This is a genomic window from Corallococcus macrosporus DSM 14697, assembly GCF_002305895.1.
Classification (GTDB): domain Bacteria; phylum Myxococcota; class Myxococcia; order Myxococcales; family Myxococcaceae; genus Myxococcus; species Myxococcus macrosporus.
This window is the reverse complement of record NZ_CP022203.1, coordinates 8,780,796-8,796,337: the sequence shown is the minus strand read 5'-3', so window position 1 is coordinate 8,796,337 and position 15,542 is coordinate 8,780,796. Positions and strand designations below refer to the sequence as shown.

General features: G+C 71.2%; 13 protein-coding genes and 1 pseudogene. 11 read left to right on the top strand and 3 right to left on the bottom strand.

From position 1 onward, the window contains the following. The first annotated feature begins 136 nt into the window (after window positions 1-136). Window positions 137-592 (top strand): helix-turn-helix domain-containing protein, encoded by a 456-nt coding sequence (locus tag MYMAC_RS35800; protein ID WP_013936984.1) that lies wholly within the window; start codon window positions 137-139, stop codon window positions 590-592. Here the strand turns inward: MYMAC_RS35800 and MYMAC_RS35795 are convergent. Together MYMAC_RS35795 and MYMAC_RS35790 are read right to left on the bottom strand one after the other, a co-directional pair. Then, window positions 589-3,942: an ATP-binding protein gene (locus MYMAC_RS35795; protein WP_095961331.1), complete on the bottom strand. Its 3,354-nt coding sequence runs from the start codon at window positions 3,940-3,942 to the stop codon at window positions 589-591. The two genes, MYMAC_RS35800 and MYMAC_RS35795, sit on opposite strands and share 4 nt — an antisense overlap. Further along, window positions 3,939-5,558 (bottom strand): sensor histidine kinase, encoded by a 1,620-nt coding sequence (locus MYMAC_RS35790; RefSeq protein ID WP_095961330.1) that lies wholly within the window; start codon window positions 5,556-5,558, stop codon window positions 3,939-3,941. The genes MYMAC_RS35795 and MYMAC_RS35790 overlap by 4 nt, the downstream gene beginning before the upstream one ends. Before the next feature lie 417 nt (window positions 5,559-5,975). Here MYMAC_RS35790 and MYMAC_RS35785 point away from each other — a divergent pair, with 417 nt between their 5' ends. From MYMAC_RS35785 to MYMAC_RS35745, 10 genes and pseudogenes are all read left to right on the top strand, one after another. Continuing rightward, window positions 5,976-6,482 (top strand): hypothetical protein, encoded by a 507-nt coding sequence (locus tag MYMAC_RS35785; protein ID WP_239989226.1) that lies wholly within the window; start codon window positions 5,976-5,978, stop codon window positions 6,480-6,482. A 37-nt stretch (window positions 6,483-6,519) separates the two neighbouring features. Further along, window positions 6,520-7,056, top strand: coding sequence for a helix-turn-helix domain-containing protein (locus MYMAC_RS35780; protein WP_013940738.1), 537 nt, complete (start codon window positions 6,520-6,522; stop codon window positions 7,054-7,056). Beyond that, window positions 6,978-7,394: a transposase gene (locus MYMAC_RS35775; protein ID WP_239989225.1), complete on the top strand. Its 417-nt coding sequence runs from the start codon at window positions 6,978-6,980 to the stop codon at window positions 7,392-7,394. Before MYMAC_RS35780 ends, MYMAC_RS35775 begins: the two co-directional genes overlap by 79 nt. Window positions 7,395-7,475: 81 nt before the next feature. Beyond that, entirely contained in the window at window positions 7,476-8,768 is a 1,293-nt protein-coding gene (locus MYMAC_RS35770) for an IS4 family transposase (RefSeq protein ID WP_157757440.1), read from the top strand. A gap of 27 nt (window positions 8,769-8,795) precedes the next feature. Beyond that, window positions 8,796-9,086, top strand: a pseudogene (locus MYMAC_RS35765) (transposase); the annotation flags it as partial. 115 nt (window positions 9,087-9,201) lie between these two features. Next, entirely contained in the window at window positions 9,202-10,845 is a 1,644-nt protein-coding gene (locus MYMAC_RS35760; protein ID WP_095961328.1) for an NHL repeat-containing protein, read from the top strand. 149 nt (window positions 10,846-10,994) lie between these two features. Continuing rightward, entirely contained in the window at window positions 10,995-11,132 is a 138-nt protein-coding gene (locus tag MYMAC_RS38225) for a response regulator (protein WP_013936989.1), read from the top strand. Continuing rightward, window positions 11,081-11,215: a response regulator gene (locus MYMAC_RS38500; RefSeq protein WP_275663152.1), complete on the top strand. Its 135-nt coding sequence runs from the start codon at window positions 11,081-11,083 to the stop codon at window positions 11,213-11,215. Before MYMAC_RS38225 ends, MYMAC_RS38500 begins: the two co-directional genes overlap by 52 nt. A gap of 34 nt (window positions 11,216-11,249) precedes the next feature. Next, window positions 11,250-13,535 carry an ATP-binding protein gene (locus MYMAC_RS35750; protein ID WP_095961327.1) on the top strand — a complete coding sequence of 762 codons (2,286 nt, stop codon included), beginning with the start codon at window positions 11,250-11,252 and terminating at the stop codon, window positions 13,533-13,535. Then, a complete protein-coding gene (locus tag MYMAC_RS35745; RefSeq protein WP_275663151.1) occupies window positions 13,532-13,942 on the top strand; it encodes a diguanylate cyclase in 411 nt (136 codons plus the stop codon). The genes MYMAC_RS35750 and MYMAC_RS35745 overlap by 4 nt, the downstream gene beginning before the upstream one ends. Here the strand turns inward: MYMAC_RS35745 and MYMAC_RS35740 are convergent. Beyond that, window positions 13,894-15,507: an LVIVD repeat-containing protein gene (locus MYMAC_RS35740; protein ID WP_095961326.1), complete on the bottom strand. Its 1,614-nt coding sequence runs from the start codon at window positions 15,505-15,507 to the stop codon at window positions 13,894-13,896. The two genes, MYMAC_RS35745 and MYMAC_RS35740, sit on opposite strands and share 49 nt — an antisense overlap. Between the last annotated feature and the right edge of the window lie 35 nt (window positions 15,508-15,542).

Below are 15,542 nucleotides of genomic sequence, written 5' to 3'. Positions count from 1 at the left end.
CCTTGGAGGTCCATAGCATGACGTTTGCCCTTTGAGGTAGTGTCCTGACTTGGTGGGTAGGTTTCGGGGTGGGGGATGCGCCAGGGCGGCGGACGGAAACTTGCAGGACCCGGCGAGCGTGCAACCCTCGGCCGTCATGCGTGAGCCCGTCGACCACAAGCTGGCAGCCCTGTTGGGAGGTGCCGCGCGTGACGCCCGCCTGCGGCTGGGGCTCACCCAGGGCGACGTCGCCGAGCGCATGGGCATGGCCATGGAGGTCTACAGCCGCCTGGAGCGCGGGAAGATGCTGCCCCGGACCCAGACGCTGCGCCGCCTGTGTGACGTGCTCCAGGTCTCCGCGGACACGCTGCTGGGCGTGGGCCGCTCCGACAGCGCGCCCGCCGCGCCCCGGAAGAAGGTGAAGGAAGACCCGGTGGAGCTGCGCCGCATGACGCGCAAGCTGCGGGAGCTGGAGCCCGGTCAGCTCCGCGCGGTGTCCCGGGTGGTGAACGCCGTCGTCACGGTGCTGCCCCGCCCGGCCGCCGCCGCCCCTCCGCCCGCCGCCGCGAAGCCCGCCGCCCGCGCGCCGCGCAAGCGCCGGGCAACGGGCTAGCGCGCCTCAGCCGGCGGCGTGGACCGTCGGGGCAGCCAGGCGATGAACGTCGTGCCCTCGCCCTCGCGGGACGTCACCTCGATGGTCCCCCCGTGGGACTCGACGATGTGCTTCACGATGAAGAGCCCCAGGCCGATGCTCCGCCCCGCGTTGGCGCCGTCGGTCCGCGCCCGCTGGAGCGGCCGGAAGAGCCGCTTCCGGGCCTCGGCGGGGATGGGCGGGCCCTCGTTGTGGACGCACAGCAGGACCCGGGCGTCCTCGCCGTGGACGCGCACCGTCACGCGGGAGTCCGGGGGGCTGTACTGGAGCGCGTTGCCCACCAGGTTGCCCAGCATCTGCGCGATGCGGTCCGGGTCCCACTCCCCCTGGGCGTCTCCATCCGACTCCACGCGGAACTCCCGCTCGGGGTGGCTGATGCGCAGCTCTTCAAGCACCTGCTGCGCCAGGTCGTGCAGGTCCACGGGCCGCCGGTGGACGGGCAGCCCGCCGCCCATGCGCACCTGGGTGAAGTCCAGCAGGTCCCGGGTCATCCGCACCGCGCGCTCCGCCGAGGCCTGGATGCGCAGCACCGAGCGCAGGCTCCGCTCGCTCAGCTCCTCCCGCCGCGCCAGCACGGACGCGCCGAGCTGAATCGCGCTGAGCGGGTTGCGAAGGTCGTGGCTGACGATGCCAATGAGCTGCTGCTCGAACTCCGCGCGCCGGCGCGCCTCGGCCTCCTGGCGCTTCTGCTCGGACAGCTCCCGCCCGGCGGCCACCATGCCCACCGGCTGGCCTGTCCGCGTGTCGGTGAGGGTGGCGACGTTGTAGAGGACGGGGATGTGCACGCCCGTGTGGAGGTTGCGCAACTGGAGCTCGCCCTCCCAGCGCCCCTGGGCCGCCACCGTGGGGAGCACCGTGTCCCGGATGAAGGCCTGGTCCTCCGCGGGGAAGTAGTCCAGGAAGACGGTGCGGCGCGCGGCCTCCAGCCCCGGGACTCCCAGCATCCGCTGCGCGGCCTCGTTGAGGTAGGTGACGCGGCCCTCCGGGTCCGCGATGCCAATCGCCTCCGCGCTCTGCTCCACCACGACGGCCAGCGCCTGCCGCGCCTGCTCGACCTGGCGCTGCTCCTCGCGCGCCCGGGCCAGGGCCAGGTTGCCCTCCACGCGCGCCAGCAGCTCCCGCGCGGAGAAGGGCTTCACCAGGTAGTCGTTGGCGCCGGCCTCCAGCCCCTCGATGGTGGCCTCCTCGCCCGCGCGGGCGGACAGGAGGATGAGGGGGATGTCCGACGTGAGGGGGGACGCCCGCAGCGCGCGCAGCAGCCCGAAGCCGTCCAGCCCCGGCATCATCACGTCACTGAGCACCAGGTCCGGGCGGCGGGCCCGCACCGCCTCCAGCGCGGCGTGGCCGTTGGCGGCCGTCTCCACCGTGTAGCGCCCGCTCAGCAGGCGCTGGACGTAGTCCCGCATGTCCGCGTTGTCCTCCACCAGGAGCACCGTGGCGCTCGCGGCGGAGGGCGGGACGTCGCCGTGGAGGACCTGCGTGTCCCCGGCCCCCAGCCAGGACTCCGCCTCGCTGACGAAGGCCGGCAGGCTCGTGGCGTGCTGGGTCGCGCCGGGCGCCAGGTGCTCGGCGGGCAGGTGCGCGTGGCCGCGCGGCAGCCGGACCGTGAAGGTGCTGCCCTGGCCCTCGACGCTGCGGGCGGAGAGGCTCCCCCCGTGCAGCTTCACCAGCTCCTGCACCAGGGCCAGGCCAATGCCGCTGCCCTCGTAGCTGCGGCCCCGGGCGCCCTGCACGCGGTGGAAGCGCTCGAAGATGCGAGGCAGCTCCGCTTCGGGGATGCCGGTGCCGGTGTCCGTCACCGCCACCTCCACCCCGTCGTCGTGCGCCGCGCAGGCGACGCGAATCTCCCCGGTGAAGGTGAACTTGAAGGCGTTGGAGAGCAGGTTGAGGATGACCTTCTCCCACAGCTCCCGGTCCACCCAGGTGGGCTCCGGCATCGGCTGGCACGACACGACGAGCTTCAGCCCGGCGCGCTCCACCGTGGAGCGGAAGGCGCTGGCCAGGTCGGCGGTGAGCGCGCCCAGGTCCGTGGGCGCGAAGGTGGCCCGCGTGCGGCCCGCTTCGATGCGGGAGAAGTCCAGCAGCGTGTTGACCAGCTTCAGGAGCCGCAGGCCGTTGCGGTGCACCGTCACCTGGCGCTGGCGCTGGCGCGGGCCCAGCGGCTCATCGGGGTCCTGGAGGCCATCCTCCACGGGCCCCAGCATCAGCGTCAGCGGCGTGCGGAACTCGTGGGACACGTTGCTGAAGAAGGCCGTCTTGGCGCGGTCCAGCTCGGCCAGCGCCTCCGCCCGGCGGCGCTCCTCCTGGCGGGCCCGCGCGGTGGCCGCGGCCGTCGTCACGCCGCTGGCCACCAGCTCCAGGAAGCGGCGGTACGAGTCATCCAGCGCCCGGCGCGGGCTGATGCCCAACACCAGGAAGCCCAGGGGCCGCGCGTGTCCGGGCCGGGGCATGGGCAGCACCAGCACCGACGAGGTCGCCTCCGGCCAGGGGCCGCTGGGCAGGGGACCCAGCGCCCCGGGAACCGGCTCCAGCCGCAGCGGCTCGCCCGTGCGCGCCACGCGGGCCAGGGGCCAGGTGTCCCCGGCGGCCTCGTCGTCCAGGGAGACCTCGGGCGGGGCCGCGCGGGAGCCCAGGGGCACGCCGCTCTGGGACACCAGGCGCGCCGCCTTCCCCGCCGCGTCGGTGAGGTACAGCAGCGCCAGGGGGACGTCGTTCGGGTTGGCGGCGAGCACGCGCGCCGCCTCGCGGCAGGTGGCCTCCGGCGTCTCCTGCCCCAGGGCCGCCGCGCCCAGCGCGGACAGCGTGCGCAGCCGCCGCTCGTTGAGCACGCGCCCGGTCGTCTCCATGAGGGCGGCGAAGATGCCGCCCACGCCGCCGGACTCGTCGCGGATGGGGCTGTGGCTGTAGGAGAAGTAGCACTCCTCCACGTAGCCGTTGCGCTCCAGCGGCATCATCAGGTCCTCCACGCGGATGGGCGCTCCGGTGGCCTGGATGCGCTCCCAGCCGGGCGCGAGGACGGTGTCCCACACCTCCGGCCAGGTGACGGCGGCCTCCTGCCCCAGCGCGGCGGGGTGCTTCGTCGCGCCGCAGATGGGCCGGTAGGCGTCGTTGTACATCTGCACGTACCGGGGCCCCCACGCCAGGTAGAGCGGGTAGTTGGACGCCAGCACGATGCCCACCGTGGTGCGCAGCGACTGGGGCCACGTCTCCACGGGGCCCAGGGCCGTCTTCGCCCAGTCCACCCTCCGCAGCAGCGCGCCACATTCGCCGCCGCCCCGCAGCACCTCCTCCACCGCGTTGGAATCCCTCATGAAGCCTGTTCTCGCAGCGCGTTCACGCCGGGCACGCGGCACGGCAGGCGCACCGTGAAGGTGGCGCCCTGGCCCAGGGTGCTCCGGACGTCGATGCTCCCGCCCATGGCCCGCACGTTCTGCCGCGTGACGTACAGCCCCAGTCCCAGCCCGCCATAGTGCCGCTCGGAGACGGCGCGCTCGAACTTCTCGAAGATGCGGTCCAGCGCCTCGGGAGGGATGCCGATGCCCTCGTCACGGATGGTGAGCCAGGCGTGCTCCGCCTCCTTGCCGGCCTGGAGGTGGATGGGACGGCCCACGCCGTACTTGAGCGCGTTGGACAGCAGGTTGGACACCGCCTGCTCCAGCCGCACCCGGTCCCACAGGCCCACCACCTCCTCGTCCAGCTCCGCCTGGAGGGGCGTCGCGGTGCGCTGCGACTCCCCGTCGAAGCGCGCCGCCACCTCGCGGACGAGCGCGCCCAGGTCCACCGGCTCCAGCTCCAGCCGGAGCTGGCCGCCGCTGATGAGCGTCACGTCGAGCAGCTCGCCCACCAGCGCGGACAGCCGCTTCACCTGCCGCTGCATGACCTCCAGGTCCGCCGGCAGCCGCTCCAGCAGCTCCGGCCCGCGCCGCTCCTGCACCGCCCGCGCCAGCGTCTGCAGCTTCAGGTTGAGCGGCGTCAGCGGCGTCTTCAATTCGTGGCTGGCCACGGCGAGGAACTCATCGCGCAACCGGATGGCCTCGTCCATGGCGGCCAGGAGCCGCTCGCGCTCCTGCTCGACCTGCTTCCGCTCGGAGATGTCGATGACCGACCCGATGTAGCCCAGGAACTCGCCGCCCGGCCCGAAGCGAGGGCTGGCCGAGTCGATGGCCCACAGGTACTCGCCGTCCCTGCGCCGCAGCCGGTAGTCGAGCCGGAAGGCGCTGCGCCGCGCGTTGGCGGCCAGGAACACCGCTCCGGACGGCTCGGCGTCGTCGGGGTGCACGGCCTGCAGCCAGCCGAAGCCCAGGCCCTCCGCCTCCGTCTGGCCGGTGAACTCGTACCAGGTCCGGCTGAGGTAGACGCAGCGGCCGGTGGCGTCCGTCACCCACAGCATCACCGGGGCGTGGTCCGCCATGTTCCGGAAGCGGGCCTCGCTCTCCTGGAGCGCCCGCTGGGACGCCTTGCTCGCGGTGACATCCCTCATGGTGATGAACACCCGGTCGCTGCGCTCCTTCGCCGGCCGGGTCAGCGTGAGCGTCACGTCGATGCGGCGGCCTCCCAGCGTCTGCAGCACCGTCTCCAGCTCCAGGCGCGTGCCGCCTTCCCAGAGCAGGAGGAGCTCGGCGGCGAAGGCCTTCGCCGTCTCCGGGGCGAAGAAGCGGGGCAGGGTGCCCAGCACCTCGCTCCGGTCGCGCGCCTCCAGCAGGCGCACGGTGGCGTCATTCACGTCCAGGACCTTCACCCACCCCGCGGCCTCCAGGACGAAGCCGGGGTGCGCCGCGAGCCAGGCGCGCAGGTCCTCCACGCCCGAGGAACGCAGCGCGTCGAGCGCCTTCGTCACGGCGGTGAAGTCCTCGACCCAGAGGGAGACGTCCGTGCCGTTGAACAGCTCCTGGTCGCTGGTGTCTCCGGCTGTCTCGGCCCCACCCAAATCTGCCTCCTCCGTACCCCGCGCTCGGGTGGATGCATTAACAGCGCGGACGCGCGGACCGCGTCACAAAGATTCTGGAGTCGCCGGGAGTCAACGAACAGGCGTGCTCCTGGCGGCTGGCGGTTGCTCGCCTTCCCGGTGGGTGCGCCGCGGACGGCCCCCCGTTCGCCCGCCTTCCGCGTCATCCCCGCCAAAGCGGTGGACGGGGCTCCGGCGGTGGGAGGGTCGCCCTCGCCCGCGGGCGCTCCCGGCACGCAGCCTCAAGGCGCCTTCCTGGAGGCAGTCCCCCTGGGCGCCAGCTCGCGGGGGGCGGTACGGGCGAGCGCGATGCGCCCTGGCGACCCAGCCGGCAACCTCCGGTTGGAAACGCGCCGCCTTCCGGTGAGGATGCGGGGGCGGGGCCACGACGAGAAGGGGATGAGGATGCGCAAGCTGGCGTCGCTGTTGTTCGTGGGCCTGTGGCTGGGCTGCGGCTCGGATGGGACGGACCCCTCGGGAGGCACCCCGGATGGTGGGCCGGGGGCGTGCATGGCGTCCGAGGCGCTCACGTGCTCGCCGCCCCCGCATCCTCAAGAGACGTACACGTATCCCGGGTGCGCCAACGAGGACGACCACTGCCCGCGCCTGAAGACGGTGCATTGCGCGCTGGAGCGCCTGCGCACGGAGCGCGATGACTGCCAGCAGGACAGTGACTGCGTGGCCGTCACCGTCAACGGCCGGTGCACGGGCTATGGGGAGTGCCCCCCGGCCATGGTGAACACCGCCGGCCGCGAGGAGTTCGCGACGCGGGCCGCCGAGGAGGTGCTGCGCTACTGCACCGAGTCCCCCAGCTGCTCCAGCATTGGCCAGTGCGCCTTCCCCTCCTTCGTGCCCCGTTGCAGGCAGGGGCACTGCGTGGCCGAGCCGGCCGACGCCGGCCCCTAAGTAGGCCGCCAGAAGTTCCGAGACAAATGCCGGCCGCATGCACAGCTTCCAGGGTATGCGACCGGCAAGGAGCCCTGCCGAGCTGGGGCTGACAGCATACGACAGGCGGAAGTTGGAGCGGGCGCTGCGGCAGTCTCGCGATGCGCGTCACTTCCGTCGCCTTCTGGCCATCAAGCTCATAGCCGAGGGCAAAGCCCCGGGCGAGGCCGCGCACCTGGCGGCCTTGAGCCGGCCGGCCGTCTACTTCTGGCTGGAGCGCTACCTGACAGAGCGCACTGCGTCAGCACTGGTGGATGCCCCGCGCTCGGGCCGCCCCAGAAAGGCCCCACGTCTGACCATCCAGCGGCTGCGCAGGGTGGTACGCACCAGCCCAGAGAAGGCGGGCTGGGCCAGCCACGGATGGACGGTGCCGCTGCTATGCACTCACCTCAAGCGTCAGGGTTTCGAGGTGTCACCTCGCACGCTGCGCCGACGGTTGCATGAGGCGGGCCTGGCGTGGAAGCGGCCTCGGTACGTGTACGCGACAGCCGCTCCGCACCCGGGGCAGAAAAAGGGGGCCTTGTTCGCCGTCTGAAGCGGCTCAAGCGCCAGTGGCCCCGCGCGGTGTTGCTCGTGATGGACAGCACCGTGCTGCGCTGGTTTCCACCGCTGCGCGCGGTGTGGGCTCCGGTAGGCGAGCAGGCGCTGGTGAAGATTACCGGCGAGAACGCCAAGCGCACGTTGTGGGGAGCCATCAATCCGCGCACCGGCAGGCGTGTGGTCATGGCGACCCGGCGCGGCAGGCAGGAGGACTTCATGGCCTTTCTGCGTGCACTGCGCGCTGCCTATCCCGGTCGCCCACTCCTGCTGGTACTCGACCATCCGCGTCCGTTTAACGCGGTGAGGAAAAGCAGAGCAGAATCAGAGAGATAGGTGCAGCCGAGCAGGCAGGGCCCGTCGAAACGGAGGGACGAGGACCATTCTCCCGGCATGAAGAATACTCCGAGAGCGAAGGTGGCTGAGGGACTCCGGGCACTGGTGTCGGCCGAGGACATTCTGGAGGCGGCGCGGCGGTTGGGTGCGTTGCAGCGCCAGCGCAAGGTGGACCTGGTGGCGCTGGTGGAGTCCACCGTGGCCGCGGTGACGCCGCTGCCCGGCACGCAGACAACGGCCTTCGCCAACTACATCGCGCTCACCGGACAGAAGCTGTCACCCAGCGCCTTCTTCGAGCGCTTCAACCACGCCTTTGGGCTGTTGATGTGTGAGGTGGCCGGCCGGGCCGTGCAGGCCGTGCGCGAGGCCATCGGCGAGGACAAGCCCTTCAATGAACTGGGAGCCTTGCTGGAAGAATTCTCAGACGTGCAGGTGGCCGACTCCACCTGCCAACTGCTGCGGCGACTGGCGGCTGACTGGGCCCCCTCCACCAGCCAGGCACGGCCAGCGTCCTTCAAATGGCACGCGCTGGTATCGCTGCGAGACGAGTTGCCGGTGGCGGACGGAGTGACGCCCCAGCGCACCCAGGACACGCGCGCATTGCCCGAAGAGGCGCTGGCGCCCGGCACGCTCACCTTCATGGACTTGGGGTACACAGACACCGGCCGCTTCCTTGATGCGATTGAGGCCGGAGCCCATTTCCTGGTGCGGCTGAAGGCCCAGCATGACCCGAAGGTGCTGCGGGTGCACGTGGGCAAGGGCGAGCGCGTGCGGGCCCGGGGCATGCGCCTGACGGATGCGCTACTGCAGGGCGTGCTGCGTGAGGAGGGCGGCGTCATCGACGTGGACGTGCAACTGGAGAAGCAGGGGCGCACGGCCTCGGCGCGGGTGGTGGCCGTGCAAGGGCCAGAGGGTGAGCGGCGCTGGTATCTGACGACGGTAGGCCGCGACGTGTTGACAGCCCTGGAGGTGGCCGAGGCCTACCGTCTGCGCTGGAGGGTGGAACTTCTCTTCAAAGCCCTCAAATCCGGTGTGGGACTGACGGCGCTGCGCGCCACGCGGCCTGGCGCGGTGCTCTCGTTGGTGTACGCCAAGGTGATTGCCCTGGCCCTCTCGCGCCTGCTGGAACTGTCGATGCAGCAGAAGGCAGGCGAGTCGGGTCAGCAGCATGCGACGGGGCGGCTCGCGCTGGTGCTGGCGTTGACCCGCTGCGCCCCACTGCTGCTGTCGCATGCGATGATGAGCCGGGGCGTAACCCTGGAGCAATTGGAGGAGCGCATCCTCCTCATCGCGGAGGTGACCGCTCGTTCACGCCAGCAGCGCCGCGAGCGTGAACGACGCAAGCGGGAGGCTTCCCTCGGGAGCGGCCGCTAAACCGGAAGCGGATGGGTACTCGACAGGGCCAGTTGTCACACCGCTCAGAAGTCTCAGCGGCTCGCCGCTCGTCTCGGTATCCACTTGGTGCTGCTGCCCAAGCAGCGCTCGGAACTCAACTGCATGGACCACCTTTGGCGTCCGCTCAAGCAGCACGTGTCGGCCAATCGGCAGTACCCGACTGTGGAGCAGCACGTCGACGCCGCCATCCAGTGGGTGCTGGGCCTCTCGCCCCAGGATGCCCTCCGCAAGGCAGGCTGCCTCGCCGAGGGCTTCTGGCTGCGCGATTTGTTAGAGAAATTCTGGCGACTTACTTAGGCGCTTCGTCCCTGGCCGGGTAATGACAGACGCATCCGCACCGTTCGTGTGGGCTCCAGGCGGGGGGAGGGGCGTCCCTTGTCATGTGGACAGGGGCTCGCATAGAAGGCCGCGCATGCTTCGCAAGCCTTTGCTTTCCCTGCTGCTCGGCGTGTCTGTCCTTTCCGCCGCGTGCTCAGACGACGAACCGACGCCGGACCCGGCCGTGCTCATCATAGACCGGGACACGGTCGACTTCGGTGAGCTGGACGTGGGCCAGTCCTCCCCCGAGCACCTCTTCACCGTGCGCAATGCGTCTCCGACGGCGGTGGAGTCCGTGTCCGTCAAGGTGGAGGGCAGCGGGTTCACCATCGCCGCGAACACCTGCGAGCACTTCCTCGACGCGGGCATGGAGTGCGAGGTGCGGGTGCGCTTCTCGCCCCGGCTGGCGGGGCTGAACGAGGCCCGTCTCATGGTGGAGGGCGCTCCCGACGGGGACAGCGCGGTCCTCAAGGGCCTGGGCATTGGCTATGTGGAGGTGCGGAGCCTGCCCGGTGACGGAGCGCGCGTGGTGGCGGAGGAGGATGGCTGGTCCTGCGACGAGCCGTGCATGGTGCCGGTCCGCAGGGCGCGGGTGACGCTCCGGGCCGAGCCGGTGGGGTTGCCGACCTGGGGTGGGGACTGCGCCGCGGTGGCGGGCGGCGGCTGCTCGCTCACCATGGATGGGAGGAAGGTCGTCTCCCTGGAGGAACTCGAGTCCTTCGTGCGGTGGGAGGTGCGGCGGGACTCCCATCCCCGGAGCGTGGCGACCACGGCCAACGGCGACATCTACGTCCTGGAGATCGGACAGTTGCAGCGGCTCAGCGGCACCGGACAGGCGACCTGGTCGGTCCCCCTGAGCGGCGGGGTGAAGCTGGCCCTGGATGGCGCGGGCACCGCCTACGTCGTGGACTACTCCGGGCGGGTGACCCGGTACGTGGGGGGGCTAGCGCAGTGGACCTCTTCAGAGTCCACCGAAACGCTCAGTTGGCACAACCTCGCCGTGAGCGCCAACGGGCACGTCTACGTGCTGTTGAACCTGGGCAATGGCGTGGACGGGCAGCAACTCAAGCTCATCGCCCTCTCGCCACAAGGGACCGAGCGCTGGAGCCTGCTCTTCGACGAGGGCCAGTTCAACCACGCCTCCGGCCTGGAGGTGAATGCCCAGGGGGAGGTCTATGTGTCCGGCAGCGCGTTCAACCGGGACGCGGCGTCCGGGGAGCCGGAGCACGTGGCGTCCTACTTCCGGAAGTACAGCGCGGAGGGCGTCCTCCAGTGGGAGACGCGGAACAACTGGTACCTCTTCGCCGTCAACGCCGAGGGCGCGACGAGCACCCTCTTGCCCCACCACAGGCCCACCGGGGGCTTCATCCAGTTGTGGATTGACGCGAACGGGAACACGCAGTGGGACGCGACCATCCCGGGCGGGCCGGGCGTGGTCACCCTGCAGACCTTCACGTCCACCAGCACGTTGCTCATCGGCGGGCACGAGCTCCTCGCGGACGGGGCGCAGAGGGGCCGGGGCTGGTTCTCGGCGATGGACGTCACGACCCGCGCTCCCGGCCCCGCGACCTTCGTCGAGGGGAGCACGGGGTCGGCGGGCGGCCCGGTTCGTCTCAGCGGCCTCGCGCTCACCCCCACGGGCCATGTCGTGGTGGTTGGCGGCTTCGGCGCCGGACTGGATGAGGGTGAGGGCTTCATCCGGCTGTACGACTCGCGCGTGCTCACGGGCGCGCCGTAGCGCCCTCACTGCGCGAAGGCCGGAGTATCGGTCTCCTCGGCCCGCCGTCAGCTCAGCCGGCGCCCCGTTCAGCGTCACCCGCGGCCAATCCCTGGCACCGGCGTGGCCGCTTCGGGGCGCCGCCGTCCTGGTAGAATCCCGCCTCGGCCATGACGACCCTTCGCGAGGTGATGCTCGTCGACGACGAAGAGGACATCCGCACCATCGGCAACCTCAGCCTCGGCCGGGTGGGCGGGTGGCAGACGGTGCTGGCGGCGTCTGGCGCGGAGGCCCTGGAGAAGGCATGACGGCGAAAATCCAGAAGCAGGAGGCCGCCCGCTACCTGGAGCTGGGCGCGCTGGGCGTCATCGGGAAGCCCTTCGACCCATGACCTTGCCCCGGGAGATTCGCGAGCGAGTGCCGGGATGAGCCAGGGGCTTCGCCTCTCTCGCCGCTCGGGCGTGTTGGCCGCGGGCGCGCTCTTGCTCCTGTGCGGCCTGTTCGCCATGGGCCGCCCCTGGGCCACCTCCGACAATGACCGCTACCGCGGCGCGCTGCGGCACCTGCGCGTGGCCAGCGGAGACCTGGAGCTGGACGTGCTGCGCGAGCGCCTGGGCCTGCGCACGCTGCACGGCGTGGACGCGGAGGACTTCGCCGCGCTGCGGGCCCGCGCGGACGCGCTCCGGCGGTTTCCCTCCTTCTTGTCGGACATGGACCGCCGCACGATGAACGCGGCGCTGGACCTGTTCGTGAGCGCGCTGGATGAGCGCGCCGCGCTGCTGGAGCGGGCCCGCGCCGCGGACGCGCGCGGCGAGAAGGCCGAGGCGGACGCGGCCCTGCAGGCCCTCTTGGAAGGCACCGCCAGCGCGCGGGCGGACCGCGTCATCAACACCTACCTGGAGCTCTACGAGCGCACGCAGGGGCGCAACGAGCGCTCGCGCATCGTCTTCTTCATCGTCTCGCTGGCGCTGGTGGCCTACGTGCTGGTGGTGATGGTGCGGCTGTCGAGCGCCACCGCCGAGCTGGCCACGCTCAACGCCGATTTGGAGCGGCGGGTGGAGGAGCGCACCCGCGCGCTGTCCGCGGCCAACGACGAGCTGCGCGCCAGCGAGGCGCGCAAGGCGGCCATCCTGGAGGCCTCCCCGGACGGCATCCTCCCGCTGGATGGCGGCGAGGGCCCGCCGCGCTTCACCGCCTTCGTGCGCGACATCACCGAGCGCAAGGAGGTGGAGCGGATGAAGAACGAGTTCATCTCCACCGTCAGCCACGAGCTGCGCACGCCGCTCACCTCCATCCGCGGCTCCCTGGGCCTGCTGGAGGGCGGCGTCATGGGCGAGCTGCCGCCGCGGGCCGTGGACCTGGTGCGCATCGCCCGCACCAACACCGAGCGCCTCATCCGCCTCATCAACGACAGCCTCGACCTGGAGAAGATGGAGGCGGGCAGGCTGGAGCTGAAGGTGGCCACCCTGGAGTGCGCGGAGCTGGTGGAGGCCACCTTCGCGGGCGTGAAGGGCGTGGCGGACGGCGCGGGCGTGGCGCTCCACGCGGAGGTGGCGGGCACGCCGCGGGTGTCGGGCGACCGGGACAGGCTGGTGCAGGTGCTCACCAACCTGGTGTCCAACGCGGTGAAGTTCTCCCCCCGGGGCGCGGAGGTGACGGTGCGCGTGGCGGAGGACGCCAGCGGCCGGGTGCGCTTCAGCGTGGCGGACCCGGGCCCCGGCCTCTCCCCGGAGCAGCGCGCGCGCCTCTTCGGCCGCTTCCAGCAGCTCGACAGCTCGGACACGCGCTCCAAGGGGGGCACGGGGCTGGGGTTGGCCCTCTCCCAGGCCATCGTGGAGCAGCACGGCAGCCGCATCAGCGTGGAGAGCGAGGAGGGGCGCGGCTCCACCTTCAGCTTCACGTTGGAGGCGGTGAAGCCCGCGCTCGCCGCGGCGCCGCCCTACGTGCCCGAGGACGCGTCCCGCTACGACGTGCTCGTGACGACCGCGGACGCGGAGCTGGCGGCGCTGCTGCGCGGGCTCCTGTCGCACGAAGGCTACCGGGTACTGAGCGCCACCAACCTCGCCGAGGCCGCGCGGCACCTGGACGCGGCCCTGCCGGACGCGCTGGTGGTGGACATGCAGCTCCCGGACGGGCAGGCCCTGGACTGGGTGCGGCGCCTGCGCGAGCAGCCGCGCACGCATGAATTGCCCGTGCTGGCGCTGTCCGGGCGCGCGGACCACGCGGAGGGCGTGCCGCACTGGGTGGACTGGATGCCTCGGCCGCTGGAGGAGTCGCGGCTGCTCGAGTCGCTGCGCTACGCCACGCGGCAGCCGGGGCAGGCGCGCGTGCTGGTGGTGGACGACGACGCCGGCACCCGGCGCACGCTGTGCGCGCAGTTGGAGCGGCTGGGCGTGCACGTGTTCGAGGCGGCGGACGGCGAGAGCGCGGTGGAGCTGGCGCGCGAGACGACGCCGGACCTCATCGTCCTGGACGTGGGGCTGCCGCGCCTGGACGGCTTCGAGGTCGTGGACATCCTCCGTCAGGGCAGGGGCCGCGCCACGCCCCTCATCGTCTTCACGGGCCGGGATTTGACGCGCATGGATGAGCGGCAGCTCACCCTGGGCATCACCCGGCACTTCACCAAGTCGCGCGCGTCGGAGGAGGAGCTGGTCGCCTCCGTGCGTGACCTCCTCAGCGGCCTGCTGGCGAGAAAGGCGCATCCTTCATGAGCGGCAGGACGCTCCTGTGCCTGGGTGGATGCGCTGCTCGTCCAGGGGCGCGGTGGAGACGCCAAGGCGCTGGAGGCGGCCTGCCTGGACGGGTTGCGCTCCTGGCTGTGGACCCCTTCAAGAAGGTGAATGACCGCTACGGCCACCTGGCCGGGGACGGCGTGTTGATGTGGCTGGGCCGGCTGTTGGGCGCGCGCTGCCGCCGGGAGGACGTGCGGGGCCGCTGGGGCGGCGAGGAGTCCGTGGTGGGGCTGCTGGGGGAGGACGCGGGCAGCGCCTCGGAAGTCCTCGGCTGCACGGCGGCGGAGCTGGCCGCCATGGCCTTCGACGGCGACAAGCGAGGCGTGAGCTTACGGCTCTACGGCTCGTTGAAGATGAGCAGCCCGCGCGACGTGTCCACCACGTAGATGCGGCCGTCTCCTGGCACACGGATGCCGATGGCACCGTCGGTCAGCCCGTCTCCCCGGTTCCGGTCTGACTCACGGAAGGTATTGTAATGCGCGATCTCCCGAGGCTGGGCGGGGTTGGACACGTCCAGCACGCGCAGTCCCTCGTGGTAGTACGCGACGTAGAGCCGCGTGCCCACCAGCACCATGTTGTGGACGGAGGTGAGGCCGCGCAGCTTGTACTCGCCAATCTTGACGATGTTCGCCGGGTCGGTGACGTCCAGCACTCGGATATGGGAGCCCATCGTCTCGCCGCCCTCGAAGGCCACGGTGCGGCCATTGAAGGTCCCCACCGCGTTGGCGTGGCTGAAGGTATGGGGATAGGTGTACCGGCCGAGCAACTCCGGTGTCTCGCCTTCGCCGTCCAACCCTGCGATGAGGAAGCCATCTTCGAGGTGGTTGACGTAGAGGCGCCCCTCGTACGCGAAGGCGTCATGGGGATAGCCCAGGCTCCTGGGGTACGCGAAGTGGGTGAGGAACCGAGGCTCCAACGGCTGGGTGACGTCGAAGATGAGCGTCTGCTTGAGGGAGGGTGACATGGCGTAGAGCCGGTCCCCCTCCACGAAGACGGTGTGGACATCGACGCGGCGGGCGCCGCCGGGGTAGTGGCGCAGGAAGGCAGGCAACCTCGGGTCTGCCAGGTCGAACACGAGCACGCCGGAGTCACCACTGGCGACGTAGAGCGCGTTGTCCTTGGCCCAGACGCCATTCCAGTAGTCGGCATTGCCGAGTTGGATGGCCGTCTGCTGGACGGGAATGTAGGGGTTGCTCACGTCGTAGACGGCGAGGCCGCCGCCGAAGCCGCGCCGATTGATGCTCACGACATAGGCGTGGCCGTGGGTGACATACACGTCCACCGGCGTGTCCATGCCCACGCGCATTTCGGACAGGAGCTGGAGGTTGGCGGACTCGGGCTCGCCCTCTCGCCACGTCATGCGCTCGGCGCGGAAGCTGCCGCCATGGCCCCGTGTGCCTCGGCACCAGAAGACGCAGCCGGTGAGGCTCCGCGGCCCCTGGGCGCGACAGCCGATGAAGGTGTAGCGCTCTTGGGCGCCGGCTTGGAACGTGGTTTCGGATGAAACGATGAACCGCTCCCCATTCATGGGGGCTGTGTCGGACTTGCGACCCATGACGGACACGGGCTGGCCCGAGGCATCGAACTGGAAACCGCCATGCCCCGGGAAGATCTGCACGTCGCCGGATTGCACCTGGGTCTCGTACCGAAGCTCGGCGCGATAGATTGCGCCCTGCCGCTCCAGGCCCGCGAGCGAGCCGAGGTCACAGCCCGGCATCTCCAGCGTCTCCGGCGCGTAGCAAGCCGCGTGGGACGCCTGGGCGGGACACGCCTCGAAGGCCCCGGGGTCCACCCACTCCCCCAGCTCCGGAAGCACCTCCCAGGGGCCGGTATATGTCGGTGGCTCGGGCGGCGGCGTGGTGGGCGGGGGCGGGGTCTCCTCCGAGGAACAGGCGGACAACGACACGGCGCAGACGAGCGCCAGCAGCGGGCAGGCGGTACGAACAGTCATGGATGAAGCCCCTTGGAGGTGGAGATGGAGACGCC